The following is a 25020-nucleotide window of genomic DNA, read 5'->3' on the forward strand; positions in this document are numbered from 1 at the left end:
TCGACCTTCCACAGACAAACGGGCATTAGCGTGAAGCTCCATCGGGCTCCTTCAGGTGAGAGCGACTAGACACCCTCAAGCCTGGAGGAGCCCGACCTGAACAACGTCCCTAGGAACTACACCTAGGGTCCCGACTCGCCCATTCCGGCATCACACTCGCTGTCGAGGGGGCCGAACCCATAGATGGTCTGGCTCTGCGTCGAGCGGGGCCACACAGCGCCGTCGTACTCGACGCGAACTCCGCGGATGCCCGTGCGCTGATCGAGACCGCCGCCCGTGCGGGCCACGATCAGCAGCCACACCTGCTCGCCGGCAGGGACGGTCGCGCCGACTGCGTCCCGGCGCGATTCCCAGGCGTCGACCTGCGTCGAAGGAAGGTCATCCAGAACGGAGACACCCCACCCCACCCCATCGGTTCCGGAGTCCGCGATCGCGAGTGCTGACACGAGCACAGTGTTCTGGGCCAGCAGGGTGACGTCCGTGATGGTGAGATCGGTGTCGCTCTGGTTCGTGAGGCCAGCCCCGAAGATCACCTCTTGCCCGCGAGAACTGGGACTGAAGCACACCGCGCTACCGCCACCGCCAGGGATGTCGCCGTCGAGCAGCAGCCCGCCGGCCGGCGCGCAACCGGCAAGGGAGAGCGTGAGCGCGGCGCAGGCGATGGTGAGCATCCGTCGGGGCATGGCCTCACAGTACGCCGCGGGGGCGCCAACAGGCGAGGATCAGCCGCAGTCGTCGCGCAGGTCGAGCGTGACGGGCGCTGTCTGGGGCGCGCCGTCGACCGTCAGCACGAGGCCGCCGACGCGCCCCTCACCGCTGCCGGTGCGCGCGACCTCGACGCCCACGAAGGCGGCCGCATCCGGGTCGATCGCGGTCTGGTCGAGGCCCTGGCCCCCGAAGGCCTCGCGGCCGCCCGCGTCGAAGCGCACGGCGGTCGAGCGTGCATCCTCGTCGATCGCGATGAAGCGGTCGATGACCTCGACGCCGCTCGCGTCGCTCAGGTCGACCCCCTCGATGACGATCGGCTCGCCCGAGGTGTTGGCCACGCCGATCGCGATCGTGCCGGTGTCGCCCTCGAGGCAGCCGGCCAGGCCGAGCGGGTCGGTCGGCGAGCCGCTGCAGGCCACGAGCGCGGTGCTCGAGAGAACGACGGCCGCGAGCGCGACGGTGCGGAGGGATCGAGGCAGGGTCACCCCGCCACGGTACGCGATGCCGGTCAGCGCGCGGCCGAGCCGCAGGTCGACCAGGGCGGCACGAAGCCCACGACGGCATCGGCGATGCTCGTGGCCGAGAACCAGCCGTCGTCGTACTTGATGCGCAGCCCGCGCAGCCCGGCGTAGTCGGTGTAGTCGTCGGCGTGCAGCTCGACGAGCAGCTCGGCCGAGCTGCCCGCCTCGATGACCGTGCCATCGATCGCAGCACGGTCGTTCCAAAGCGGACGCTGTTCGGGCGTGAGCTGGCCCCCGGGCGCGACGCCGAAAGCGCTGTAGCGCGAGGTCTCGTCGACCACGCTCAGGCTCTCGAGCCGGGCGTTCTCGAGCTGCAGCACGCGCACCTCGCGCAAGATCACCGCGCGCGGCGAGTCGTTCGCGAGCGTCACCCCGATGACGGCGAAGAAGCCCTCGTCGGCCGTGCTCGTCTCGAAGCAGCGGTCGGCGAGGCCCCCGTAGATGGTGAGCGGGGGCGCGCCGACGCACCCGCTGAGCGTGACGGCGATCGCCGCGCCCGCAAGCCCCCCTGCCAAGAATCTAGAGATCCTCACGGTCGTCCATGCTACCGCGAAACACAGGGAATGCCGCCGGTAGGCTGGGGGATCATGGCCGACCCTCGCTCGTTCTACATCGCCACGCCGATCTTCTACGTGAACGATGTGCCGCACATCGGTCACGCCTACACCGAAGTGGCGGCCGACGTGCTGGCGCGCTGGCACCGCCAGTCGGGCATCGACACCTGGTCGCTCACGGGAACCGACGAGCACGGTCAGAAGATCTTGCGCACGGCCGTGGCCAACGGCGTCACGCCCCAGGAGTGGGCCGACAAGCTCGTCGACTCGGCCTGGAAGCCGCTGCTCGACACCATCGACATCGCGAACGACGACTTCATCCGCACCACCGAGCCGCGGCACGAGAAGGTCGTTCAGCAGTTCTTGCAGAAGCTCTACGACGACGGCTTCATCACCGAGGGCGAGTACGAGGGCTACTACTGCGTCGGCTGCGAAGAATACAAGCAGGCCGACGACCTCGTTCCGGGCACGGGCGAGTTCCACGGCCAGCAGGTGTGCGCCATCCACGGCCGCCCCATCGAGGTGCTCAAAGAGAAGAACTACTTCTTCGCGCTCAGCACCTTCCAGCAGCGGCTGCTCGACCTCTACGAGTCGCAGCCCGACTTCATCCAGCCGCCGAGCCTGCGCAACGAGATCGTGTCGTTCGTCCGGCGCGGCCTCGACGACCTCTCGATCTCGCGGCAGAGCTTCGACTGGGGCGTGCGCATCCCGTGGGACGACAGCCACGTCACCTACGTGTGGTTCGATGCCCTGCTCAACTACATCTCGGCGATCGGGTGGGGCAGCGACGACGCGCAGTTCGAGCGTCGGTGGCCGGCCGTGCAGCTCGTCGGCAAAGACATTGCGCGCTTTCACGCCGTCATCTGGCCGGCGATGCTCATGGCGGCCGACCTGCAGCCGCCTGCGCGCGTCTTCGGCCACGGCTGGCTGCTCGTCGGCGGCGAGAAGATGTCGAAGTCGAAGCTCACGGGCATCGCGCCGCACCAGATCACCGACGTGTTCGGCAGCGACGCCTTCCGCTACTACTTCATGAGCGCCATCAACTTTGGCCAAGACGGCTCGTTCAGCTGGGAAGACCTGTCGGCCCGCTATCAGGCCGAGCTCGCCAACGGCTTCGGCAACCTCGCCTCGCGCGTCATCGCCATGGTCGGCAAGTACTGCGACGGGGTCGTGCCCGAGGCAACCGACGTCTCTGATGCGGAACTCGGCATTCAGAAGACCGTCGCGGATGCGGTGGTCGCGGCCCAGCGCGCCATCGACACGTTCGCCATCCACGACGCGATCGCCGCGGTGTGGACGATCGTCGACGAGCTCAACGGCTACATCACCCTGCAAGAGCCGTGGAAGGTCGCGAAGGACGAGGCGCAGGTCGAACGGCTGCATTCCATTCTGTACACCGCGGCCGAGGGCCTGCGGGCGCTTGCCGTGCTGCTCTCGCCCGTGACGCCTCAGGCCGCCCAGAAGCTGTGGGTCGCCCTTGGAGCCGAGGGTGCGCTCGGCGGGCTGCTCGCGCAGAGCATCCCGAACGCGGGTGAATGGGGTCAGCTGCCCGCGGGCACGCAGACGCAGCCGCTCGAGGCGCTCTTCCCGCGCATCGAGACCGAGTAGGGCTGCCTGCCTTGACCGATCGCGAGTGGTACGGCCGCGTGCTCCTCGCAATGTTCGCCGTGAACACCCTGCTCGCCGTGATGGTGGCTCTCGTTTCGGTGTCGCGCTTCGAACTCGACGGGGGGTTCAGCTTCTCGTACTGGCTGGTGTTCGTTGGTCCTGCGGTGATGGTCGGCTTTCTCGCGGCACTTGGCTCATGGACGCTGACTGTTGGAGTTTCGCTGGCCATCGCCAGGTTCCTGAACCGAGTGCCACGAGCTGCCGCAGTCGCCACGGGTCTTGCAGTGCCTGGGATCGTCGCGCTCATCGTCTACCGGCCCTGGGAACAGCCGAGCCACATCGAACAGCCCGCACAACTGCCCGAGATCGCGGTCGGCCTGGCGGTCGGCGCCGCCTTGGCTGTGATTGTCGTGCACCGTGTGAACCAGGCGGCCGCCCGCACGCCGTTGATCGAGGCCGAGTAGGGCTGTCGACGCCGACCTCGTCGTGGCGTCGCGGCGCACGCTCGCCGGCCGCTAGTGTTGAGCAAAAATCGACCCACGACGAGAAGGCAGCCTTGACGACCCCCACCCCCAGCACCCCCGCCCCCTCTCCCGCACCCGAGCGCGTGCTGCGGGGCACGCTGCTCGCCCTGCTCGTCGTGCCGGTGGGCACCGCGCTCTGGGTCGTCATCTGGAACCTCGGCTATGTGGCCGCCATCGTGGCCTTCCTCGTCGCGCTCGGCGCCGCGCTGCTGTACCGCCTCGGCTCAGGGGGGACCGTGAGCCGGCTCGGCGCCGCCATCGTCACCGGCATCGTCGTCCTGACGGTGCTCGTGAGCTTCTACGCCGGCATGGTGAGCGACTACGCGAACTTCGTCGCGACCGAGCTCGGCATCGGACCGTTCGACGCCATCGCCCAGCCCCTGTTCTGGAGCTCGTTCCACGCCGACCTGCCGCTCGTGATCGAGGCGTACCTGCCCGACTTCGGCCTCGCGCTGCTGTTCGGTGCGCTCGGCGCGTTCAGCGTCCTGCGCAATGCGTTCCGCTCGGCGCAGCCGGCGACGCCCCCGGCAGCCTCGCCCGCCGCGGCAGAGGACCAGCCGCCCGCAACCGCGTCCTGATACTCGGGCGCCGCCGCGTCAACCCCCGGCGCCCCTCAGCCCCACGCGGTACGGTCGTAGGGGAGGCGATACCGTGACCGAGCAACTCGATCCCCATGTGCGCGCCCGCGCCATCATGGAGGGCACGACGCGCGACCTCAGCTACCCGCCGAGCCCCGAGGCGCTCGTGGTGCCCGTCTACGACAACCACACGCACCTCGAGATCGCCGACGGCGAGAACCCCATGCACTATCGCGAGCACCTCGACCGCGCCTCCGCCGTCGGCGTGCGCGGCGTCGTGCAGGTCGGCACCGACGTGCTCACGAGCCGCTGGTCGGCCGCCGTCGCGGCGCGCGAGCCCCGGGTGCTCGCCGCGGTCGCCATCCACCCCAATGAGGCCCCGGCGCTCGCCGAATCGGGCGAGCTGGATGCCGCCCTCGCGGTGATCGACGAACTCGCCGCGCAGCCCCGCGTGGTCGCCATCGGCGAGACGGGCCTCGACTACTACCGCACCGAGCCGGGGCCCGGACGCGACGCGCAGCTCGCCGCCTTCGAAGCCCACATCGCGATCGCGAAAGAGCACGGCCTAGCCCTGCAGATCCACGACCGCGACGCGCACGACGACATCGTGGCCACGCTGCTGCGCGTGGGCCCGCCAGAGAAGGTCGTCTTCCACTGCTTCAGCGGCGACGTCGAGCTCGCCGCCATCTGCGCCGAACGCGGCTGGTACGCGAGCTTCGCCGGCACCGTGACGTTCAAGAACGCCCGCAACCTGCGCGATGCGCTCGACGTGCTGCCGCGCGCGCTGCTGCTCGTCGAGACCGACGCGCCCTTCCTCACGCCGCACCCCTACCGCGGCCGGCCGAACGGGCCGTACCTGCTGCCGTTCACGGTGCGCGCGATCGCCGACCACCTCGGCACCGACGCCTCGATGCTCGCCGCCCAGTTGAGCTCGAACACCGAGCTCGTGTACGGCTCGTGGGACGCGAACCCGGTCGCTGCGCCGGGCGACCCCTGGGCCGCGCAGGAGGTGCCCGGCGACCCGGACGACCTCGGCGACCTCGGCGGGGCGCTGCCCGAGCACTACCCGGGCGAGCGCGGAGCATCCGCGTGACCGCCCCGGCGCCCCGCTCGTGAGCGCCCTGCTCGGCCCCGCCGAGGTGCGCGACCTCGCCGAGCTGCTGGGCGTGAGCCCCACGAAGAAGCTCGGCCAGAACTTCGTGCACGACGCCAACACCGTGCGCCGCATCGTCTCGACCGCGGCGCTGCTGCCCGGCGAGCCCGTGCTCGAGGTCGGCCCCGGGCTGGGGTCGCTGACGCTCGGGCTGCTCGAGGCCGGGCATCCGGTCGTCGCGATCGAGGTGGATGCCCGCCTCGCCGCCCAGCTGCCGATCACGGTGGGCGAACTGCAGCCCGACGCGCGCCTCGCCGTCGTTACCGCCGACGCGATGCGGGTCTCGGCTGTTCCGGATGCGCCCGGCGGACTGCGCCCCACCGCGCTCGTGGCGAACCTGCCGTACAACATCTCGGTGCCCGTGCTGCTGCACTTGCTCGCGCTCGAACCCGGCATCCGCCGCGTGCTCGTCATGGTGCAGGCCGAGGTCGGGCACCGCCTCGCGGCCGAGCCCGGCTCGAAGGTCTACGGCGGCCCGTCGATCAAGGCCGCCTGGTACGGCCGCTGGCGCGTCGAGGGCCAGGTGAGCCGGCAGGTGTTCTGGCCCGTGCCGAACGTCGACTCGGTGCTCGTCGGCATGACGCGGCACGAGGTGCCCGGCACCGAGTCCGAGCGGCTGCGCACGGGCGAGCTCGTCGACGCCGCGTTCGGGCAGCGCCGCAAGATGCTGCGGCAGGCGCTCGCCGAGGTCTACGGCTCGTCGGCCGCCGCGACCGCCGCGCTCGAGGCCGCCGGGCTCGACCCGACGGCGCGGGGCGAGATGCTCGGGCTGCCCGAGTTCTTGGCACTCGCTCGGGCCTCGGGCGCGTGAGCGGAGCACCCGCGCCCCCTCGCTCGCTCTCGGCGGCCGCGACGATCGTCATCATGCTCGCCGGCATCGGGGCCGGGAGCCTCGTCGGCGCGCTCGTGCCCGCGGCGGCGGGCGTGCCCGACGGCGTGCTGCTGGCCGTCATCGCCGTCGCGATCGGCATCACGCTGCTGGATGTTCCACTCGCGTCGTTCGGACGCGCCGTGCTCGACCGCCGCTTCCTCGCCGCCGTGCTGCTGCTCAACCTCGTCGTCTCGCCGCTGCTCGTCTACGTCATCAGCCGGGTCGTCGTGACCGACCCCGACCTGCAGGCGGGGCTGCTGCTCATGCTGCTCGCCCCGGGCGTCGGCCTCGTCGCCGCCTTCGTCCGGCGCGCGGGCGGCGCGGTCGAGTCGCTGCTGAGCATCGCGCCCGTGCTGCTCGTGCTGCAGCTCGTCACGGTGCCGGGCTTCATGCTGCTGTTCACGGTGGCGGAGAACTTCCTCAGCCTCGATGGGTCGCGACTGCCGCTCGCGGTGCTCGCGGGCATCATCGCGCCCGCCGCGGTCGTCACGGCCCTGCAGCTCGTCGGCGTGCGCCGGCCGCGGCTCGCCGCTGGCCTGCGCCGCGGGGCCGCGTTCACTGCCCCGGCCACCGCGCTCGCCGCCGGGCTCGTCGCGGCCGTGCTCATCCCGCGCGCGGGCGAGCGCCTCGCCCTGCTCGAGGCCGTCGCGCCGCTCCTCGGCGTCTACGTCATCGTGCTCGCGCCCGTCGGCATCCTCGTCGCGACGGCCTTCGGCCTGCCCCTCTCGCAAGTGCGGTCGGTGACGTTCAGCGGGGGAGCCCGCAACGGGCTACTCGTGCTGCCGATCGCCCTCGCCTTCCCCGAGGGGTTCGCCGTCGTCGCCCTCGTGGTCGTGCTCGGCATGGCGATCGAGATCATCGCGCTGGGCATCTACGGCCTCGTCGTGCCGAGCGTCACCGCGCAGTCGCGCAGCGTGCTCACGCCCGAGTAGGCCGGCGCGTGGATCGACCCGCGCTCCGCATCCGCTGACGTCACAAATCACGGAACTTTGGTCGGTCGGGGGGTCGCGATCCGCATGACGTCACCGGATGATGGCGCAGAGTCCGTGATTTGTGACACGTGACGGCGACGCGAGCCGGGCGACGGTCACGGGAGGGCCGCGCCGGGGAGGCGCGGAGCGGGTCAGGCGCGCTCGAGCAGGGTGATGACCTCGAAGTGCGTCGACTGGGGGAACATGTCGAGCACCCGCGCCCGCCGCAGCCGGTAGCCCGGCATCGCCGCGAGGTCGCGCGCGAGCGACTCGGCGTTGCAGCTGCTGTAGATCACGTGCCGCGGGCCGCGCTCCTGCAACCAGCCGGCGAGCTCGGAGCCGAGGCCGCGCCGCGGCGGGTTCACGATCACGAGCTCGGGCACCGTCGTCGCCGCGAGCGCGAAGGCGGTCGCGTCGGCGGCGATGAACCGGATGCGCTGCCGGTCGTCCGGCGACGGGTACCGCGCGTCGCGCGCCAGTTCGGCGCTTGCGACGGCGTCGGGCGAGGTCTCGACCCCGAGCACGGCTCGAGTCGCCCTTCGGGGTACCCCTGCTCGGTCTGTCGCGTCGCCTGTTGGCGACGCGCAGTGCAGCGCAAACCCGCCGACCCCGCAGTACAGATCCCACACCGAGCGGGGGTCGAGCTCGTCGACCCAGTCGCGCGCCTGCGCGTAGAGCGCGGCGGCGATGGCCGTGTTGGTCTGCACGAAGCTCTGCGGCCGCACCCGCAGCTCGAGGTCGTTGACCGCGAACGGCAGCACGGACTCGCCGGTGAGCACGTGCTCGACCTCGCCCTCGAGCACGGCCTTGTGCTCGGGGTGGATGTTCGCGGTGACGACGAGCAGTTGCGGAAGCGCATCCTGCAGCCACGGCAGCACCGCATGGATGCCCGGCACCGAGCCCTCCGTGCGCGCCACGAACCGCACCATGAGCGCGCCGCCGGGCGCCTCGGTGACGATGAGGTGCTTGAGCTCGCCGCGTCGTGCCGGAACGTCGTAGGGCTCGAGCCCGGCGCGCGTGATGGCCGCGATGAGCGCGGGGAAGGCGGCGAGGATGCCCGGCGCGATGATGCCGCAGCGCCGCAGATCGACGCCCCGCCCGGCGCCGTCGAGGATGCCGAGGGTGGGGGCGTCGACCGTGCCGCCGACGACCATCTTGGCCTTGGCGCGGAAGCCGCTCTCGTCGCTCGCCACGGGCGCGAACCACTGCGCATCCGGGCCGAACGGGGTCAGCAGGCGACGGGCGAGGGCCTCCTTCTCGGCGAGCTGCTCGGGGTAGGGGCGGCCCATGAGCGTGCACGAGCGGCAGAGCCCGGCGTCGAAGTAGTCGCACTGCATGGTGCTCTCAGGGTAGGCGGTGGGGTCGCATAAGGTGGAGCCATGAGCACGGGGGCGACTGACCGAGTGGTGCACGTTCGGGCGCCCGGCAAGATCAATGTCTTCATGAAGGTCGGGGCGCTGCTCGACGACGGCTACCACGACGTGGCCACCGCGTACCAGGCGATCTCGCTCTACGAAGAGGTGTACGCCCGCCCCGCCGACGACTTCTCGGTGCGCTTCACGGGCCCGATCGACTGCAGCGGCCTCGCAACCGACGGGTCGAACCTCGCCATCAAGGCGGCCCGCTTGCTCGCGCGCGCGGCCGACTACCGCGGGGGCGTGTCGCTCGAGATCGAGAAGCACGTTCCCATCGCGGGCGGCATGGGCGGCGGCTCGGCCGACGCGGCCGCGACGCTCGTCGCGTGCGACCACCTGTGGGGCACCAACCTCGGCCGCGACGAGCTGCACGAGCTCGCCGCGCAGCTCGGCGCCGACGTGCCGTTCGCGCTCATGGGCGGCACGGCCGTGGGCACCGGACGCGGCGACCGGCTCTCGCAGGCGCTCGCGCAGGGCACCTTCCACTGGGTGCTGGCCCTCGCCGACGTCGGGCTCAGCACGCCTGAGGTGTACGCCGAGCTCGACCGTCACCGCGAGCGGCACGTGCACGACATCGCGCCGGCCCCCGAGCAGCCGACCGTCGACATCGAGGTGCTGCAGGCGCTGCGCGCCGGCGACCCGCACCGCCTCGCCGAGTACCTGCACAACGACCTGCAGGCGCCCGCGCTGCACCTCGAGCCGAGCCTCGCCGAGACCCTCGAGACGGGCGAGCTGCAGGGCGCGCTCGCGGGACTCGTCTCGGGCTCAGGCCCGACGGTCGCGTTCCTCGCGGCCAATCAGGATGCCGCGCTCGAGCTGCAGGTCGCGCTCAGTGCGTCTCGGCTGACGGTGCTGCGGGCGACGGGTCCGGTTCACGGGGCACGGGTCGTCGCGGGCTGACGCCGATCAGGCTCAGCAGCACGATGGCGATCGCACCGCCCACGAGGGCGATGTCGGCCACGTTGCCGACGAAGAACCCGAAGTAGTCGATGAAGTCGACGATCTCGCCGCGCGCGAAGCCCGGCTCGCGGAACAGGCGGTCGCCGAGGTGGCTGATTGCGCCGCCGAGCAGCGCGCCCGCCGCGAGCGCCCACGGCACGCTCGAGATGCGCGACACGAAGATCGCGATGCCGACGACGGCGAGGGCGGCGACGATCGTGAGGATCCACGTGAACTCGGCGCCGATGCCGAACGCGGCGCCCGGGTTGTAGACGAGGCGCCACTGGATCGCCTCGCCGATGACGGGCACGCCCACCCCGAGCTCGAGCGTCGCCTCGGCCCAGAACTTGGTGCCCTGGTCGAACACGATGATCGCGGCGGCCCACAGCAGGGTCCACGGGAGGACCTTCCCGATGGGGCGGGTCTCGATCGCGTGGGCGTGAGCGTGAGTCTCGGGCATGCCCCCTATTCTGCCCGGTCGGGGCACCCCGCCCGCGCGCCGTAGTCTCGACGGGTGGCTCATCTCCTGGGGGCAGAGTCCCTCCGCGTCGAATACCCCACCCGCGTCGTGCTCGATGGGGTGACGGTCGGCATCGGCGACGGCGACCGCATCGGCGTCGTGGGCCGCAACGGCGACGGCAAGTCGACCCTGCTGCGCATCCTCGCCGGCAAGCAGGAACCGGACGGCGGTCGCGTGACGCGTCGCGGCGGCGTGACCCTCGGCATGCTCGATCAGGCCGACGAGCTCGCCACCGGGCTGACGGTTCTCGAGACCGTCGTGGGCGATCGGCCCGAACATGAGTGGGCCGGCGATCGGAACGTGCGGGATGTTCTCGCCGGGCTCATCGCGGACATCCCGGGCCACACGCTCGTCGACGACCTGTCGGGCGGTCAGCGCCGCCGCGTCGCCCTCGCCGCGCTGCTCAGCCGCGAGTGGGACATCGTCGTGCTCGACGAGCCCACCAACCACCTCGACATCGGCGGCGTGCACTGGCTCGCCGGGCACCTCAAGCGGCGCTGGTCGCCCGGCGCGGGCGCGCTGCTCGTCGTGACGCACGACCGGTGGTTCCTCGACGAGGTGAGCCAGGACACCTGGGAGGTGCACGATCGCATCGTCGAGCCCTTCGAGGGCGGCTACGCCGCCTACGTGCTGCAGCGCCTCGAGCGCGACCGCCAGGCCGCGACGATGGAGGCCAAGCGCCAGAACCTCATGAAGAAAGAGCTCGCGTGGTTGCGCCGCGGGGCGCCGGCGCGCACGGCCAAGCCGAAGTTCCGCATTGATGCGGCCAACGCGCTCATCGACGACGTGCCGCCGCTGCGCAACCCGGTCGAGCTCGCGCAGATGGCGACCGCCCGGCTGGGCAAAGACGTCATCGACCTGCTCGACGTCTCGGTCTCCTACGGCGACACGCAGATCCTGCACGACGTCGAGTGGCGCATCGCGCCCGGCGAGCGCACGGGCATTCTCGGCATCAACGGCGCCGGCAAGTCGACGCTGCTCAAGCTCATCGACGGCTCGCTCGAGCCCACGACGGGCCGCGTCAAGCGCGGCAAGACCGTCGTTGTCGCCACCCTCGACCAGCAGCTCGGCGACCTCTCGGCGGTGGCCCACGAGCGCGTCTCGGCGGTCATCGCCACGAAGCGCACGAGCTACACGGCGGGCGACAAAGAGCTCACGCCCGGCCAGCTGCTCGAACGGCTCGGCTTCACCTCGGCACAGCTCTCGACGCCGATCAAGGACCTCTCGGGAGGCCAGAAGCGCCGGCTGCAGCTGCTGCTCATCCTGCTCGACGAGCCCAACGTGCTCATCATGGACGAGCCGACGAACGACATGGACACCGACATGCTCGCCGCGATCGAGGACCTGCTCGATTCGTGGCCCGGCACGCTCGTTGTCGTGAGCCACGACCGCTACCTGCTCGAGCGCGTCACCGACCAGCAGTACGCCGTGCTCGGCGGGCGCCTGCGGCATCTGCCCGGCGGCGTCGACGAGTACCTGCGCATCGCCGCGCACGCGGCGGCCCCGACGGGGTCGCAGGATGCGGGGCGCGCGACCGTCGCGTCTGTCACGGCCGCGGCCCCCGCATCCACCACCTCATCGGCCCCGACCCTCTCGGGAGCGGAGCGCCGCACGCTCGAGAAGGAGCTCTCGGCGCTCGAGCGCCGCATCGCCAAGGTGCAAGGGCAGGTGGATGCCCTGCACGTGCAACTCGCCGAGCACGACGTCAGCGACTACAGCGGCATCGCCGCCCTGCACGAGCAGGTGCGCGGTTTCGAGGCCGAACTCGAGAGCGCGGAGGAGCGGTGGCTCGAGCTGGGGGAGTTGCTCGGCTGACGCCTAGTTGCTGTCTGTCGCGGCCGCGGACGGCGGCCGCGATCGGCTGAGCCCGTACCTGCGGGTTGGTGACAGTGGTGTGGCGGCCTGCCTCGGCCGGCGGCGACGAAAGGGCTGCCGTGTACAGTGGAGAGCGACGCCGCAGTCTGCGTTGACTTTTCCACCCCCCCTCGTTCGATCTGGACGCTGCTTGTGCCTGTGCGCCGCAGCCGCCGCCGAACTGCAGGACTGCCTGCTGCGCAATGGCGCGCATCATCCTGTTTCGTGCGGCCTCACGGCCCCCTTCGAAGGGAGCCACTGCCATGGCTTTTCTCCCCACCATTCCCTGGAGCGATTCGCGCACCATCACGGCGCTTCGCTCGCCACGACTGCTGACGCGCGAAGTGCTCGCGGGCCTCGTCGTCGCGATTGCGCTCATTCCCGAGGCGATCGCCTTCTCGATCATCGCGGGTGTCGATCCACGCCTGGGCCTGTTCTCGTCGTTCGTGATGGCAATCGCCATTTCGTTCCTCGGTGGCCGCGCCGCGATGATTACGGCGGCGACTGGCGCTATCGCACTCGTGATCGCGCCTGTCGCTCGCGAATACGGCACCGACTACTTCATCGCCACTGTCATTCTCGGTGGCATCATCCAGCTCGTCATGGCGGCTGCCGGGGTGGCGAAGCTCATGCGCTTCATCCCGCGGTCGGTCATGGTCGGCTTCGTCAACTCGCTCGCCATTCTGATCTTCACGGCACAGCTGCCGTATCTCTTCGATGTGCCGTGGGAGGTCTACCCGCTCGTCGTCGTCGGCCTGCTCATCATGATTGGAATGCCGCGCCTGACTACGGTCATTCCTGCACCGCTGGTCGCCGTGGCCGTCGTGACGGTGCTCGTCGTCGTGCTCGCCATCACCGTCCCGAACGTGGGCGACCAGGGCGAGCTGCCTGAGAGCTTGCCGGCTCTGCTGTGGCCGGATGTGCCTCTCACCCTTGAAACGCTCGGCATCATCCTGCCGTTCTCGATCGCCATGGCCATTGTGGGCATTCTCGAGTCTCTGTTGACCGCGAAGCTCGTCGACGACATCACCGATACCCCCTCGAACAAGACGCGCGAGTCGTACGGTCAGGGTGCGGCGAACATCCTCAGCGGCTTTTTCGGCGGCATGGGTGGCTGCGCCATGATCGGCCAGACGATGATCAACGTCAAGGCATCGGGCGCGCGCACGCGCATCTCGACCTTCTTCGCCGGTGTCTTCGTGCTGTTGCTGGTGGTGGCGCTCGGCGACATCGTGGCGACCATCCCGATGGCGGCGCTCGTCGCCGTGATGATCATGGTGTCGGTCGCGACCTTTGATTGGCACAGCATTCGTCTCAACACTTTGCGGCGCATGCCCAAGAGCGAAACGACCGTCATGGTCGCGACGGTCATCGCCGTCGTGTGGACCCACAATCTCGCTATCGGAGTGACACTCGGTGTGGTCGTGGCGATGGTGCTCTTTGCGCGACGGGTCGCGCACCTCGCCACCGTCGACCGTACGATTCTGAATGCGCCCGACGGCAGCCAGTACGCGCTGTATCGCGTCGATGGCGAGTTGTTCTTCGCCTCGAGCAACGACCTCACCACGCAGTTTCGCTACCGCGAAGACCCGTCCTCGGTCGTTATCGACCTCTCGCAGTCACACATCTGGGATGCGTCGACGGTCGCCGCGCTCGACGCGATCGTCACCAAGTACGAGCGCTTCGGCATCGCTGTTGAGATCATCGACATGAACGCTGAGTCACACGCCCTGCACACCCGCCTTGCTGGGCACATGGGCGAGGGGCACTAGCCGCTACTTCGTCTGCCCGATGAGTAGGTCGAGACGATAGCCGTTGCGCTTGGTCTGCACGACCGTCACGGGAATGCGCGGCTTCGCTCCGCGCCCGTCGAGCCGCCGCACGGCCTCGTCGTAGATGCTCTCGAGCCCGCGCGGTACCGTTCCGACCACTGCGCTCACGCGGCGGCCCGAGAAGATGCGCACCTCGATGGGGGCGTCGACGCGCTCGTCGTCCATCGAGCGAGCCGGGGTCGCGGTCGTCAGCGTCTCGGGGTCTTCGGCGGCGAGGGCGGCCAGCTCGTCCTGATGGGGGTTGCTGTTCGCCAGGCGGATCGTGATGTTCTTGTTCTTGGGCACGAGCACGCCGACGTAGTCGTCGAACGATCCTGACCCGCGGTCATCCTTTGGCAGGCTCTCATCGACCGGACCCGACTTCTTGAACAGCGCCATGCGTCGATGCTAGCCGGGGCCGCCCAGGGCGCGGCGGCCTCTACGATGAGAGCGTGACCGAGCCCCTCGACGCCATCGCCATCGCGGCGGAGGTCTTCGCCTGGCTGACCCTGCCGGTCGGGATCGTGCTGCTCATCTGCGGGCTTGCGCGCCGCTCCTGGTCGAAGCGCTACGCCGCCGTGAAGGCCGTCATCACGACGGTGCACGACCGCGACGCGAAGCTGCGCTGGTTCGCTGACGGTGGCGCGGTGCACGAGAGCACGTCGCCTCTCACCGGACCGATTCCGGCGGTCGGGGATGCGCGCACGGTCTGGGTGCACCCCTCGCGGCCCGAGTCGCCGCGCCTCGACGACCCGGCGCACGACGGTCGCGTTCTGCTCACCCTCGGCGGCATCCTGACCGGTGTCGGGGTCGTCGCGACGCTCGTGTCGAACCTGCTGCCGTTCTTCTGAGTTCTCGCAGCGCGGGCCGACGGCCCGGGGCTACAGCTCGCTCGCGTCGTCGTCGAAGTCGGCGCTGAGCGTGCGCAGCAGCCCGGCGAGCTTCTCCTGATCGCCGCGGCTCAGGCGCTGCAGCAGGGCCGCCTCGCTCACCATGAGCTGGTCGATCGCGCGGTCGACCCGCACGCGGCCGTCGTCGGTCATGCGCACTCGGATGCTGCGCCCATCGTTCGGGTCGGTGCGGCGTTCCACGAGCCCGCGCGTTGCGAGCCGGTCGATGCGGTTCGTCATGGTGCCGCTCGACACGAGCGTCTGCAGAAGCAGTGCTTTGGGGCTCAACTCGTACGGTCTACCGGCTCGTCGCAGCGCGGAGAGCACGTCGAACTCCCACGACTCGAGGTCGCTGGCGGCGAAGGCCTGCTTTCGCGCCAGGTCGAGGTGCCGCGCGAGCCGGCTCACGCGCGAGAGCACCTGCAGCGGCTCCACGTCGAGCTCGGGCCGCTCGCGGCGCCACGACTCGACGATGCGGTCGACTTCGTCGCGGGCGGTCATGTGTTCATTATCGCGGGCGGGGGATGAGCATCCGTCGCCCGGCCCTCTTGGCGCGGGATGCTCACCGCGCGCTCGGGACCGCCCTCCGTGCTCTGGCAGACTGGATGCGCGCGCTCGGCGCGCGATCCGCCTTGGTGTAACGGCAGCACGACAGCCTTTGGAGCTGTTAGGTCCAGGTTCGAATCCTGGGGGCGGAGCAATCCGGTGGATTGCTCCGCGCGTGGGAGTTGCTGGGGTCGACTGCCTGCTGGGCGCCGAGCAACTTGCTCCGCGCGTGGGAGTTGCTGGGGCCGACTGCCTGCTGGGTGCCGAGTCACCGACCTTCCGCTCTTCGCATACAGTGGTGTTTGAGCTAGAGGAGGTGGTGGAGCATGGCGAACACACATCGTGAGCGCGCGGTGAGATCTGATTCAACGCGCAATCGTGACGCTATTCTTCAGGCGGCTGCGGAGTGCTTGACGGCGAACCCGAATGCAAGCCTGGCTGACATTGCGCAGGCTGCCGGAATTGCGCGGATCACGCTGTACGGTCACTTCGCTTCACGGCAAGATCTTTTGAGCGCTTTAGTGCACACCACAATGGCGCGCGTCGAGGCGGAGCTGGACTCGGTAGAACTCGGCGGTGACGCGTGGCAAGCGCTTGAGTCGTTGGTGACGTCGTCGTGGCGACTCGTCAACAGCTTGGGTGTTCTGCGCGGAGTAGTGGAGCATGCTCTGCCGGCCGAAGAGATGCACACGAGCCACAGTGACCCGCGTGCTCGAGTAGAGCATCTGCTTATTCGGGGCCGCACGGACGGCGTGTTTCGCAGCGACCAGAGTGTGCAGTGGCAAACAGCGTGCTACTTCTCGCTGCTGCACGGTGCGGCAGCGGAAGTCAGGGCTGGCCGACTTACCGATGACGAGGTTGAGAACTCTCTGAATCAGACTCTTCGCGCACTGCTGAAAGTACCGCCCGGATAGAAGTCGCCACATCAACTGAAGGGTCGACGTACGCCTGGTTGGTGTTCCCCGCGTGTGAGAATCCGGCTCGGACTAAGGCGTACACGCATTCGACCTGCCAGTGCAGGTCTTGGTCGACGCGAAACGAGCCATCGCGTCGACCCTGAATGAGGAGCCGTCGAATCTGTTCGGCGGACTCGTCGTGCATTCGCCTTAACTCGCGTGCGCTGACCTCTCTTTCAGCAGCTACCGTCATGCCCTGGAACTGACCGAGCAGGCGCCATGACGTGACCACCAGGGCGTCGACCGCCTCTTCCGGGGAGAGTTCGGGGTCGAGCCCGGCTATCTGCGCGTTGGCCTGCGACAGCACCTTCTTGAGTGTCGTGACGACCAGAGCCTGACGAGTCGGGAAGTGGGCGTAAAGAGTTGCGCGACTTACCCCAGCGACGACTGCAATCTCCTCCATGCTGGCGCGCGGACTCTCATTGAGAGTCACCATCGCCGCGCTCAGGATCAGGTCTCGATTCCGGGTCGCGTCCGAGCGCGTGCGGCGACGGAGCTCAGAATTCATGATTCTGCCCCCTTGACTAAATCATACATGTGTGTTTATCTTAGCCCACTAAACCAAACACAATTGTATGAGTAAGGGAGCAAGCCACTATGTCAGCTTTTCGTCCGTCACTCCGGCTGGCGCTCGCACGCGACAGCCACACCTTCGCGCGGCGCTTGCCGGGCAAGTTGCTCGTCGCGACGGTGCTGGGTGCGATTCCCACGGCGTTGATGCTGCGTTCTATGGTGGGCGGCTCGTACATCAACGACAGCTGGATCGCGGCTCTTGCCGCCGTGCTCGTGATCGCGGGGTACGCCCTCTCACGTCGCCTGCTGTTCACGGTTCTGGTCACGGTGCTCGTGCTCAGCATCGTCACCGTCATCGCTATACCCCAGGTGGCCAGTGCGAGAAGCGGCGACCACACCCTCCTGGAGTTCGACCCCACGGATGGACAGCTTGCGGACTACCGCGATCTGGCTGTGGCGGTCATCGACGTGGATGCTGCCGAGCCGGTTCGATTCTCTGGTCTCGGAGCGGACCAGACCACACCCATGGAGATTGGATCGCTGACGAAAGCGATGACCGGGCTCATGATCGCCGACGCCGTCGAGCGCGGCGAGATCAGTCTCGGCGCCCCGGTCTCGTCCTACATTCCAGAGCTGGCGGGATCACAGGCCGGCGCCGTCACGATGCGCGAACTGGTGACGCACACCGCGGGATATGTTGCGTTCGGCCCGGTGACCGTGGCGCGTGGATTCTGGGCCGCCCCGCTCGGTCACAACTTCTTCGCGACCGACGCGTCGCAGCTCATCGACGAAGCGCGTGCGGGAACCCTCGCCTCTCGAGGCACCTACGTCTACTCGACGCTGGGGGCGGCCGTCGCCGGGCTGGCAGTCGCCGAAGCAACCGGCATGAGCTACGCCGCGTTGATGCACACCCGTCTGTTCGAGCCCCTCGGCATGAGCAACACCGCGGTCGAGGTGGACAACAACGCTGTAGACGGCGGGTGGTCTGCATCCGGACTGCCTGTAGAGCCATGGATCCTCGGTGCGTACGCGCCCGGCGGCGGCGTGGTTTCCACGGCGCACGACCTCGCCCTGTTCGCGACGGCTCTCCTCGATGGCACTGCCCCAGGACTCGCGGCGATGGACCCGCTGGCTTCCGCCGGGTCAGATGACACTCACGTCGGCATCTTCTGGCACATCTCCGAGTGGTCGCCGGGTGAGCCGGTCACCTGGCACACCGGCCAGACCGGCGGCTACGCAACCTTCTTCGGCATCAACCGTGCCAGTCGCACTGCGGTCATCGTGCTCTCTGACGTGTCCAACCCCGCGGTCTTGCACCTCGGTCGCGACCTGCTCGCAGACATCGCCTGAGTCACTCCCACCAATACTCTAAAGGACACCTGCGCATCATGATCACCACCGCTTCGCCCACTCACGCCGCGGCACATGCGACCGGAGCGTCGGCTCACCGCCCCCGCCGGTGGCGACGCCTCGTTCGAGCCGTTGGAATCGGTCTCGCCATCGTTCTCGCGATGACCCTCATTTCGACCATCGCGAACGCCGGCATCACGGCAGCTGAAAAGGCGGAACTCGAACCGTACGGCCAGATCGTCACCACGAGTGCGGGAGGCATCAACGTCTACCGCAGCGGAGGAAGCGGCCCGACCATGGTGCTGCTCAGCGGCTACGGCACTCCCGCGCCCGCCATCGACTTCGCGCCGCTCATCCGTGAACTCGACGCTTTCGATGTGATCGTTGTCGAGGGCTTCGGATACGGGTACAGCGATCTCGACGTTGCCGAGCGCACGGTCAACAACATCACCGCGGAACTGCACGAGGTTCTCGCGACGCTGGAGGTCGACGAGCCCATCATTCTCGTCGGGCACTCGGCCGGCGGGCTCTACGCGCGCTACTACGCCAACACCTACCCCGACCAGGTCGCGGCTGTCATCGGCATCGACCCAATGGCGGCCTCGACGTCTTCCCTCGACGTCGGCACTCCGTCGGCCACCGACGGCCTCCTCAACACGCTCGGCGTCGTTCGCGCGGTCACCACGATCGCACCGCACCTTGTTCAGCCTCCCGGGGACGCCTACACGCCCGCGGAACGTCGTCAGACGCACGCGCTGACCAACTGGAACTACGGCAACCCCTCGGTCTCAGATGAGTGGAGCCGACTCGGCGCCAACTCGACCATGGCAGCAGCAAAGCCCTTCGCCGCCGACGTGCCGGTTCTGGAGATGCTCTCGACCGAGAGCGTCGAGAACATTCCCGACTGGTTGTCCGCTCACGAAGCCGAACTCGACGGAGTGGTCTCTCACCAGCTTGAAGTTCTCGATGGACCGCACTACCTCCACTGGACCCAGTCGCCGGCGATGGCGCGAATCATCACTCAGTTCGTGGCGTCGCACGTCACCCCCTGAGCACCACCTCACCTATCACCCCAACAGAAAGGCATAAACCATGAACACTCACGACACCACCCTCCCGACGCCCAGCACGCGAACCACCGCCCGCGTCGTGGGAACCCTCTTTCTTGCGGCTTTCTTGCTCTACGGAGTGGGAAACGCGATCGCATCGAATTCGACGCAGGGCGACGGGATGCTGGTCCTCGGCGTCGGCATGATGCTCGCGAACAGCTTCGCCGTGCTGACGATCGGTGTGTTGCTCGTTCCGATCCTTCGCCCCCACTCACCCGCGGTGGCGAAGATCTACCTCGCTACCCGAATCTTCGAGGCGGCTTTCCTGGCGGCGGGTGCGATCGCGCTCCTCGTCGGATCCGCAGCGGTGAACGTCGTCGCGTACAACACCGCCATGGCAGGGCTGGGAATCGGAAGCCTGTTCTTCACCGTCGTGCTCTACCGATCGCGACTCGTCCCTCGCTTTCTTGCAGCGTGGGGGTTCGTCGGCTACGCGGCCTTCGCCACGGGCAGTCTCCTGGAACTCGCCGGCGTTAGCGGAGCTGGGCTGATCGGCGCCGCTCCCGGTGGGCTCTTCGAGATTGTCTTCGCCCTGTGGCTCCTCGTCCGTGGATTCACCACCACTGACGGAACCACGTCGTGAGTCGCGCGCGAACCAGTGCGGCGACCGAGAGCACACCGCGTCAGTACCCGCTGCTGTCTCGCACCTCCAGCTCGACGGGCCGCGCGATTCTTCTGACTCTGATCGCGGCTCAGTTCGTGGTGATGCTCGACTCGTCGATATTGAACGTCGCCATCCCGTCGATAGCGGCCGACCTCGAACTGACTCCGGTAGGTAGTGCGTGGATGCTCAACGCCTACTTCCTCAGCTTCGGGGGGCTTCTCCTGGTCTCTGGCCGCGCCGCCGACGTCTTTGGTCGACGCCGGATGTTCCTCCTGGGCTCGCTCGTGCTCGTCGCAGGATCAGTTCTGGGTGGGCTCGCATCCACGGAGGGCGTGCTGATGCTGGCGAGGCTGATTCAGGGTTCAGGCGCAGCCCTGCTCAGTCCAGCAGCCATGTCTGTGGTCCTCGCGCGCTTCACCGGGACTGCCCGCGCTGCGGCGATGAGCGGTTGGGGGGCAGCGTCAGCAGTCGGCGGTGCGGCGGGTGTGTCCGTCGGCGGCCTTCTGACTGCGGCATACGGGTGGCAGAGCGTGCTCTTCGTCACCGGCGCGACCGGGATCCTCATCTTCGCGGCAGCCTGGTTCGTGCTTCCCCTCGACACCCGAGTCCTCCGGCGCCGATTCGATGTGCCGGGCGCAGCGCTTGTCACTGGGTCGGCCGTCGCGACAGTCTTCGGGGTGCTTTCCGCTCCGCAGCACGGGCTCGCCTCCCTCCCTGTGCTGGCCGCCTTCGCGGTAGCCGGTGCAAGTCTTGTCGGCTTTGTGATGGTCGAGAGGCGAACAGTCGACCCGGTCCTTCCCCTTCAGGCCTTCCGCGACGCCCGCGTTGCGTGGGGAGTGGTGGTCAACCTCTTGGGAGGCGCGGCACGGGTTGCGGTCTTCGTCTTCGTCGCTCTCGTGCTGCAGCAAGTACTCGAGTACGGTCCTGCCATCGCCGGGGTGGCCATGCTCCCCACCTCGCTGTTCGGCTTCGCTGTGAGTGTGTTCGCCCTGCCGGCCCTTCTCAACAGGTTGAGGCCCGAGCGGGTCGCAGCCTTCGGCCTGGTGCTCCTGGCGGTGGCGCATCTGATGCTGTCGAGAATCGACAACGGAGATCCGTATCTCCTCGCGGTGCTGCCAGCACTGATGATGGCTGCCGCAGGTGTGGCGTTCAGCTTCACCCCGACGACGCTGGTGATCGCCGACGGAATGGCTGCCCGCAACGCGGGCGTGAGTTCTGGCCTGGCGTCTTCCACCGCGCAAATCGGTGGGGCTCTGGGGATCGCCGTCTTCGGCGCCATCGATGCGGCGAATCGCGCGAGCGCACTTCACGGAGGCGACTCGTCGCTTGTCGCGGCAGAGGCCGGACTGTCGGCAGCTCACATGACTGCGGCGGCGGTCGCCGGTGTGGCTGCGGTAGTCGCACTGCTTGCGTTCCCGCGCCCCACCTGATTGGCACCAGCGCTCCCCGAATCGCGCAGACGCGCACCCCGCGAATCGTGCGGCCGCGAACGACCTGCGCCACAATGGGCGCAGCGGTTCGACGGCGCCCGCACCACGGGATCCGCCGTGCCGCCGACCCACCCCTGGCCGTGCAGCCGCCCCACCCGTGGCGGTGCCGGCCGGCCCGTGCCAAGGAGCCCGTGTGAGCATCCCCATCGCCCTCGCCACCCCGCTCGCCGAGCGAGCGTTCATCTCGGCCCTCGACCTGTTCAAGGTCGGCATCGGGCCGTCGAGCTCGCACACGGTCGGTCCGCTGCGCGCCGCGCGCGCCTTCGTCGACGGGCTGGGCGACCGGCTTGAGCAGGTCGCGAGCGTCGAATGCGTGCTGTTCGGCTCGCTCGGCTCGACGGGCGTCGGTCACGGAACCCCCGGCGCCGTGCTCGCCGGCCTGAGCGGACTGTCGGTCGAGACGGTCACGCGCGACGACGTCGAGCGCGTAGTCGCCGACGCCGATCGCGGGATGCTGCGCCTCGGCGGCACGCACCCCCTCGCCCTGACACCCACGGTCGCGGCGGTGCCCGGCACTCTGCGCGCGACGGGCCCGAGCGAGCCGGCCGCGCCGGACGGGTCGTGGCTGCGCTTCGCCCCGCGCGAGCTCAAGCCGCGGCATCCCAATGCCCTGACCCTCACGGCGCGCGATGCGAGCGGCGCGGTGCTCGCGGACGAGACCTACTACTCGGTCGGCGGCGGCTTCGTCGAGCGCGACGGCGACGAGGGCGGCGCTGCGGGGGAGATCACGGTGCCGTTCCGCTTCGACACCGCCGACGAGCTGCTGCGCCTGTGCCGCGAACACGGGCTCAGCATCGCGCAGCTCGCGCGCGCCAACGAGGCGGCCGTGCGGGGCGAGGCGGCGACGAGCGCGGCGCTGCGAGCGATCGCGCGCGCGATGGACGACTGCATCGATGCCGGGCTCAGCAGCACGGGCATCCTGCCCGGCGGCCTGAGGGTTCCGCGCCGGGCGGCGGCGATGGCCGAGAACCTGCGCGCCCTCGACGCGAAGGCCGAGCGCGACTGCTCGCTCGAGTGGCTGCAGGCCTACGCGATCGCCGTGAACGAGGAGAACGCCGCGGGCGGTCGGGTCGTGACGGCGCCGACGAACGGCGCCGCGGGCATCATCCCCGCGGTCATGCGGCACGCGCTAGACGTGATCCGCGTGCCCGATCCGGATGCGGCGCGCGAGGAGTTCCTGCTCGTCGCGGCCGTCGTCGGCGGGCTCATCAAGTCGAACGCGAGCATCTCGGGCGCCGAGGCGGGGTGCCAGGGCGAGGTCGGCTCCGCCGCCTCCATGGCCGCCGCGGGCTTCGTGCACCTGCTCGGCGGCAGCAACGAGCAGATCGAGAACGCCGCCGAGATCGCCATGGAGCACTCGCTCGGCCTCACGTGCGACCCCGTCGCGGGACTCGTGCAGATGCCGTGCATCGAGCGCAACGCGATCGGGGCGGGGAAGGCCGTGGCGGCCGCGCGCATGGCGATGCACGGCGACGGCACGCACCTCATCAGCTTCGACACGGTCGTGCAGACGATGCGGCAGACGGGCGACGACATGTCGCGCAAGTACAAGGAGACGAGCGAGGGCGGGCTCGCCGTCAACTACGTCGAGTGCTGAACCGCGGCACAATGGCGGGCATGCCGAGCGAGCTGCTCATCCGCGAGCCGGTCGCCCGCACGGTCGCCGAGGTCATGGCGGTGGCGGCGGACCTCGCACGCCTGCCCGAGTGGGCGGCCGGGTTCGCGTCGGGCATGCAGCGCGACGAGTCCGTCGCCGACGGCAGCGCGTGGATCGTGGATGCTCCGTTCGGGAGGGTGTGGTCGGTGTTCGCGGTCGACGTCGAGCGGGGCATCCTGGATCACGACGTCTCGATGCCCGACGGCTCGATCGTGCACAACCGCCTGCGCGTCGAGCTCGCCCCCGCCGGCTGCGAGCTCGTCTTCACGCTCGTGCGGCAGCCCGGCATGGACGACGCGGCGCTCGCCGCCGACGCCGCGGCCGTGGCGGACGACCTGCGCCGACTGCGCGCGCTGTGCGAGAGGATGGACGCATGACCGACTCGCAGCTCGCCGTCGTGGTGCTCGCCGCCGGTGCGGGCACCCGCATGAAGTCGCAGACGCCGAAGGTGCTGCACCTGCTCGCCGGGGTGCCGCTCGTCGGGCACGTGCTCGCGACGGCCCGCGCGCTCGACCCCGCGCACGTCATCGCCGTGGTGCGTCACGAGCGCGACCGGGTCGCCGAGGCGATCGCGGCGCTGGATGCGGAGGCGCTGATCGTCGATCAAGACGAGGTCCCCGGCACTGCTCGGGCGGTCGAGGCGGCGCTCGCCGCGCTGCCGGCCGACTTCGACGGCGACGTGCTCGTGGTGTCGGGCGACGTGCCGCTGCTCGACGCCGGCACGCTCGCCGAGCTGCTCGCCGAGCACCGCGGCCGCACGGCGGCGGCGACCGTGCTGAGCGCGGTGCTCGACGACGCCACCGGGTACGGCCGCATCGTGCGCGGCACCGACGGTGCCCTCGACCGCATCGTCGAGCAGAAGGACGCGACCGACGACGAGCGCGCGCTCACCGAGGTCAATTCGGGCACCTACGTCTTCAGCCTCGCCCCGCTGCGGCAGAAGCTCGCCCTCGTGTCGACCGACAACGCGGCGCAGGAGAAGTATCTGACCGACGTCATCGGCCTGCTGCGGGGCGACGGCCACGCGGTCGAAGCCCTGCCCGCCGGGCAGAGCTGGCTCGTCGCGGGCGTCAACGACCGCGTGCAGCTCGCCGATGCCGCGCTGCGTCTCAACGCGATGATCGTGCGCGGCTGGCAGCTCGCGGGCGTCACGATCAGCGACCCGGCGAGCGTCTGGATCGACCGCACCGTCACGCTCGACGAGGACGTCGAGGTGCTGCCCGGCACCCAGCTCAAGGGCGCCACGGCGATCGCGCGCGGCGCCGTCGTCGGCCCCGACACCACCCTCACCGACTGCGAGGTGGGGTCGGGGGCGCGCGTGAGCCGCACCGACGGCACGCTCGCCGTGATCGGCGCGGGCGCATCCGTCGGCCCCTTCGCCTACCTACGGCCCGGCACCGTCATCGGCGACGAGGGCAAGGTCGGCACCTTCGTCGAGACGAAGAACACGAACCTCGGCCGCGGCGCCAAGGTGCCGCACCTCTCGTACATCGGCGATACGACGGTGGGGGAGGGCACCAACATCGGCGCGGGCACGATCACGGCCAACTACGACGGCGTGCACAAGCACCGCACCGAGGTGGGTGCGCACGCGCGAACAGGCTCGCACAACGTGTTCGTCGCCCCCGTTAGGATTGGCGACGGAGCGTACACGGGAGCAGGAACGGTCGTCCGCAAAGACGTGCCGGCCGGGGCCCTCGCGGTGAACGTCGCCCCGCAGCGCAACGTCGAGCGCTGGGTGGCGGCCCACCGCTCGGGAACAGCGTCGGCCGCGGCGGCAGCGGCCGCATCCAACCCCCGAAGCGAGACGGATGGCGGCGCCGACGGCGCCGCTCCCGACCCGGCGTAAGCGACCAGCACACGATCGTCGCCTCGGCG

26 protein-coding genes and 1 tRNA gene are annotated in these 25020 nt (G+C 69.5%); 19 read left to right on the forward strand and 8 right to left on the reverse strand.

All coding sequences use genetic code 11. The features are described 5' to 3' along the window. Positions 1-122: 122 nt before the first annotated feature. The 3 genes from ACK4HH_RS06740 to ACK4HH_RS06750 are packed head-to-tail and all read right to left on the reverse strand — an operon-like array spanning position 123 to position 1762. The gene (locus ACK4HH_RS06740; RefSeq protein WP_409649881.1) at positions 123-683 is read right to left on the reverse strand and encodes a hypothetical protein; all 561 of its coding nucleotides are present in this window, start codon (positions 681-683) and stop codon (positions 123-125) included. A gap of 39 nt (positions 684-722) precedes the next feature. Continuing rightward, positions 723-1193, reverse strand: coding sequence for a hypothetical protein (locus tag ACK4HH_RS06745; RefSeq protein WP_409649884.1), 471 nt, complete (start codon positions 1191-1193; stop codon positions 723-725). A 23-nt stretch (positions 1194-1216) separates the two neighbouring features. Continuing rightward, positions 1217-1762: a hypothetical protein gene (locus tag ACK4HH_RS06750; RefSeq protein ID WP_409649887.1), complete on the reverse strand. Its 546-nt coding sequence runs from the start codon at positions 1760-1762 to the stop codon at positions 1217-1219. 54 nt (positions 1763-1816) lie between these two features. Here ACK4HH_RS06750 and metG point away from each other — a divergent pair, with 54 nt between their 5' ends. From metG to ACK4HH_RS06780, 6 genes are all read left to right on the forward strand, one after another. Then, the gene (metG, locus tag ACK4HH_RS06755) at positions 1817-3391 is read left to right on the forward strand and encodes a methionine--tRNA ligase (protein ID WP_409649890.1); all 1575 of its coding nucleotides are present in this window, start codon (positions 1817-1819) and stop codon (positions 3389-3391) included. Between the two features lie 11 nt (positions 3392-3402). Next, positions 3403-3855, forward strand: a complete 453-nt coding sequence (locus tag ACK4HH_RS06760; protein WP_409649893.1) for a hypothetical protein — start codon at positions 3403-3405, stop codon at positions 3853-3855. Positions 3856-3947: 92 nt separating this feature from the next. Next, positions 3948-4493 (forward strand): hypothetical protein, encoded by a 546-nt coding sequence (locus ACK4HH_RS06765; RefSeq protein ID WP_409649896.1) that lies wholly within the window; start codon positions 3948-3950, stop codon positions 4491-4493. Positions 4494-4608: 115 nt separating this feature from the next. Beyond that, complete coding sequence (locus ACK4HH_RS06770) at positions 4609-5586, forward strand: TatD family hydrolase (RefSeq protein ID WP_409650137.1); 978 nt, start codon at positions 4609-4611, stop codon at positions 5584-5586. 19 nt (positions 5587-5605) lie between these two features. After that, positions 5606-6457 carry a 16S rRNA (adenine(1518)-N(6)/adenine(1519)-N(6))-dimethyltransferase RsmA gene (gene rsmA / locus ACK4HH_RS06775; protein ID WP_409649899.1) on the forward strand — a complete coding sequence of 284 codons (852 nt, stop codon included), beginning with the start codon at positions 5606-5608 and terminating at the stop codon, positions 6455-6457. Then, entirely contained in the window at positions 6454-7449 is a 996-nt protein-coding gene (locus ACK4HH_RS06780; protein ID WP_409649902.1) for a hypothetical protein, read from the forward strand. Before rsmA ends, ACK4HH_RS06780 begins: the two co-directional genes overlap by 4 nt. A gap of 191 nt (positions 7450-7640) precedes the next feature. Here ACK4HH_RS06780 and ACK4HH_RS06785 read toward each other — a convergent pair whose 3' ends face one another. Continuing rightward, entirely contained in the window at positions 7641-8825 is a 1185-nt protein-coding gene (locus ACK4HH_RS06785; RefSeq protein ID WP_409649904.1) for a 23S rRNA (uracil(747)-C(5))-methyltransferase, read from the reverse strand. 42 nt (positions 8826-8867) lie between these two features. On the opposite strand from ACK4HH_RS06785, the gene ACK4HH_RS06790 reads away from it, so the two are divergent. Continuing rightward, entirely contained in the window at positions 8868-9803 is a 936-nt protein-coding gene (locus ACK4HH_RS06790; protein ID WP_409649907.1) for a 4-(cytidine 5'-diphospho)-2-C-methyl-D-erythritol kinase, read from the forward strand. Here the strand turns inward: ACK4HH_RS06790 and ACK4HH_RS06795 are convergent. Beyond that, positions 9733-10302 (reverse strand): signal peptidase II, encoded by a 570-nt coding sequence (locus ACK4HH_RS06795; protein WP_409649910.1) that lies wholly within the window; start codon positions 10300-10302, stop codon positions 9733-9735. The genes ACK4HH_RS06790 and ACK4HH_RS06795 overlap by 71 nt on opposite strands. Before the next feature lie 54 nt (positions 10303-10356). On the opposite strand from ACK4HH_RS06795, the gene ACK4HH_RS06800 reads away from it, so the two are divergent. Then, positions 10357-12177 carry an ABC-F family ATP-binding cassette domain-containing protein gene (locus ACK4HH_RS06800; RefSeq protein WP_409649912.1) on the forward strand — a complete coding sequence of 607 codons (1821 nt, stop codon included), beginning with the start codon at positions 10357-10359 and terminating at the stop codon, positions 12175-12177. Positions 12178-12479: 302 nt separating this feature from the next. Next, a complete protein-coding gene (locus ACK4HH_RS06805; protein WP_409649915.1) occupies positions 12480-13988 on the forward strand; it encodes a SulP family inorganic anion transporter in 1509 nt (502 codons plus the stop codon). A gap of 3 nt (positions 13989-13991) precedes the next feature. Here the strand turns inward: ACK4HH_RS06805 and ACK4HH_RS06810 are convergent, their stop codons facing one another. Continuing rightward, positions 13992-14426 (reverse strand): hypothetical protein, encoded by a 435-nt coding sequence (locus ACK4HH_RS06810; RefSeq protein ID WP_409649918.1) that lies wholly within the window; start codon positions 14424-14426, stop codon positions 13992-13994. A 53-nt stretch (positions 14427-14479) separates the two neighbouring features. Between ACK4HH_RS06810 and ACK4HH_RS06815 the strand changes: the two genes are divergently transcribed. Then, positions 14480-14878, forward strand: coding sequence for a hypothetical protein (locus ACK4HH_RS06815; RefSeq protein WP_409649921.1), 399 nt, complete (start codon positions 14480-14482; stop codon positions 14876-14878). Between the two features lie 30 nt (positions 14879-14908). On the opposite strand, the gene ACK4HH_RS06820 is transcribed toward ACK4HH_RS06815, so the two are convergent. Beyond that, complete coding sequence (locus ACK4HH_RS06820; RefSeq protein WP_409649924.1) at positions 14909-15418, reverse strand: MarR family winged helix-turn-helix transcriptional regulator; 510 nt, start codon at positions 15416-15418, stop codon at positions 14909-14911. A 125-nt stretch (positions 15419-15543) separates the two neighbouring features. Here ACK4HH_RS06820 and ACK4HH_RS06825 point away from each other — a divergent pair. Next, positions 15544-15615: transfer RNA gene (locus ACK4HH_RS06825), tRNA-Gln, on the forward strand. A gap of 174 nt (positions 15616-15789) precedes the next feature. Beyond that, entirely contained in the window at positions 15790-16377 is a 588-nt protein-coding gene (locus ACK4HH_RS06830; protein WP_409649927.1) for a TetR/AcrR family transcriptional regulator, read from the forward strand. Here ACK4HH_RS06830 and ACK4HH_RS06835 read toward each other — a convergent pair. After that, positions 16307-16927 (reverse strand): TetR/AcrR family transcriptional regulator, encoded by a 621-nt coding sequence (locus ACK4HH_RS06835; protein WP_409649930.1) that lies wholly within the window; start codon positions 16925-16927, stop codon positions 16307-16309. The two genes, ACK4HH_RS06830 and ACK4HH_RS06835, sit on opposite strands and share 71 nt — an antisense overlap. 89 nt (positions 16928-17016) lie before the next feature. On the opposite strand from ACK4HH_RS06835, the gene ACK4HH_RS06840 reads away from it, so the two are divergent. The 7 genes from ACK4HH_RS06840 (at position 17017) to glmU (ending at position 24991) form a co-directional block, all read left to right on the forward strand. Continuing rightward, positions 17017-18282, forward strand: coding sequence for a serine hydrolase domain-containing protein (locus ACK4HH_RS06840; protein WP_409649933.1), 1266 nt, complete (start codon positions 17017-17019; stop codon positions 18280-18282). Between the two features lie 296 nt (positions 18283-18578). After that, the gene (locus ACK4HH_RS06845; protein WP_409649936.1) at positions 18579-19334 is read left to right on the forward strand and encodes an alpha/beta fold hydrolase; all 756 of its coding nucleotides are present in this window, start codon (positions 18579-18581) and stop codon (positions 19332-19334) included. Positions 19335-19374: 40 nt separating this feature from the next. After that, a complete protein-coding gene (locus tag ACK4HH_RS06850) occupies positions 19375-19974 on the forward strand; it encodes a DUF4386 domain-containing protein (RefSeq protein ID WP_409649939.1) in 600 nt (199 codons plus the stop codon). After that, a complete protein-coding gene (locus ACK4HH_RS06855) occupies positions 19971-21425 on the forward strand; it encodes an MFS transporter (protein WP_409649942.1) in 1455 nt (484 codons plus the stop codon). The genes ACK4HH_RS06850 and ACK4HH_RS06855 overlap by 4 nt, the downstream gene beginning before the upstream one ends. A gap of 193 nt (positions 21426-21618) precedes the next feature. Beyond that, the gene (locus ACK4HH_RS06860; protein WP_409649945.1) at positions 21619-23082 is read left to right on the forward strand and encodes an L-serine ammonia-lyase; all 1464 of its coding nucleotides are present in this window, start codon (positions 21619-21621) and stop codon (positions 23080-23082) included. 20 nt (positions 23083-23102) lie between these two features. Then, the gene (locus tag ACK4HH_RS06865) at positions 23103-23519 is read left to right on the forward strand and encodes an SRPBCC family protein (protein ID WP_409649947.1); all 417 of its coding nucleotides are present in this window, start codon (positions 23103-23105) and stop codon (positions 23517-23519) included. Then, complete coding sequence (gene glmU / locus ACK4HH_RS06870; protein WP_409649950.1) at positions 23516-24991, forward strand: bifunctional UDP-N-acetylglucosamine diphosphorylase/glucosamine-1-phosphate N-acetyltransferase GlmU; 1476 nt, start codon at positions 23516-23518, stop codon at positions 24989-24991. The genes ACK4HH_RS06865 and glmU overlap by 4 nt, the downstream gene beginning before the upstream one ends. Positions 24992-25020: the final 29 nt, after the last annotated feature.

Source organism: Microcella sp., from assembly GCF_046296455.1.
Lineage (GTDB): Bacteria > Actinomycetota > Actinomycetes > Actinomycetales > Microbacteriaceae > Microcella.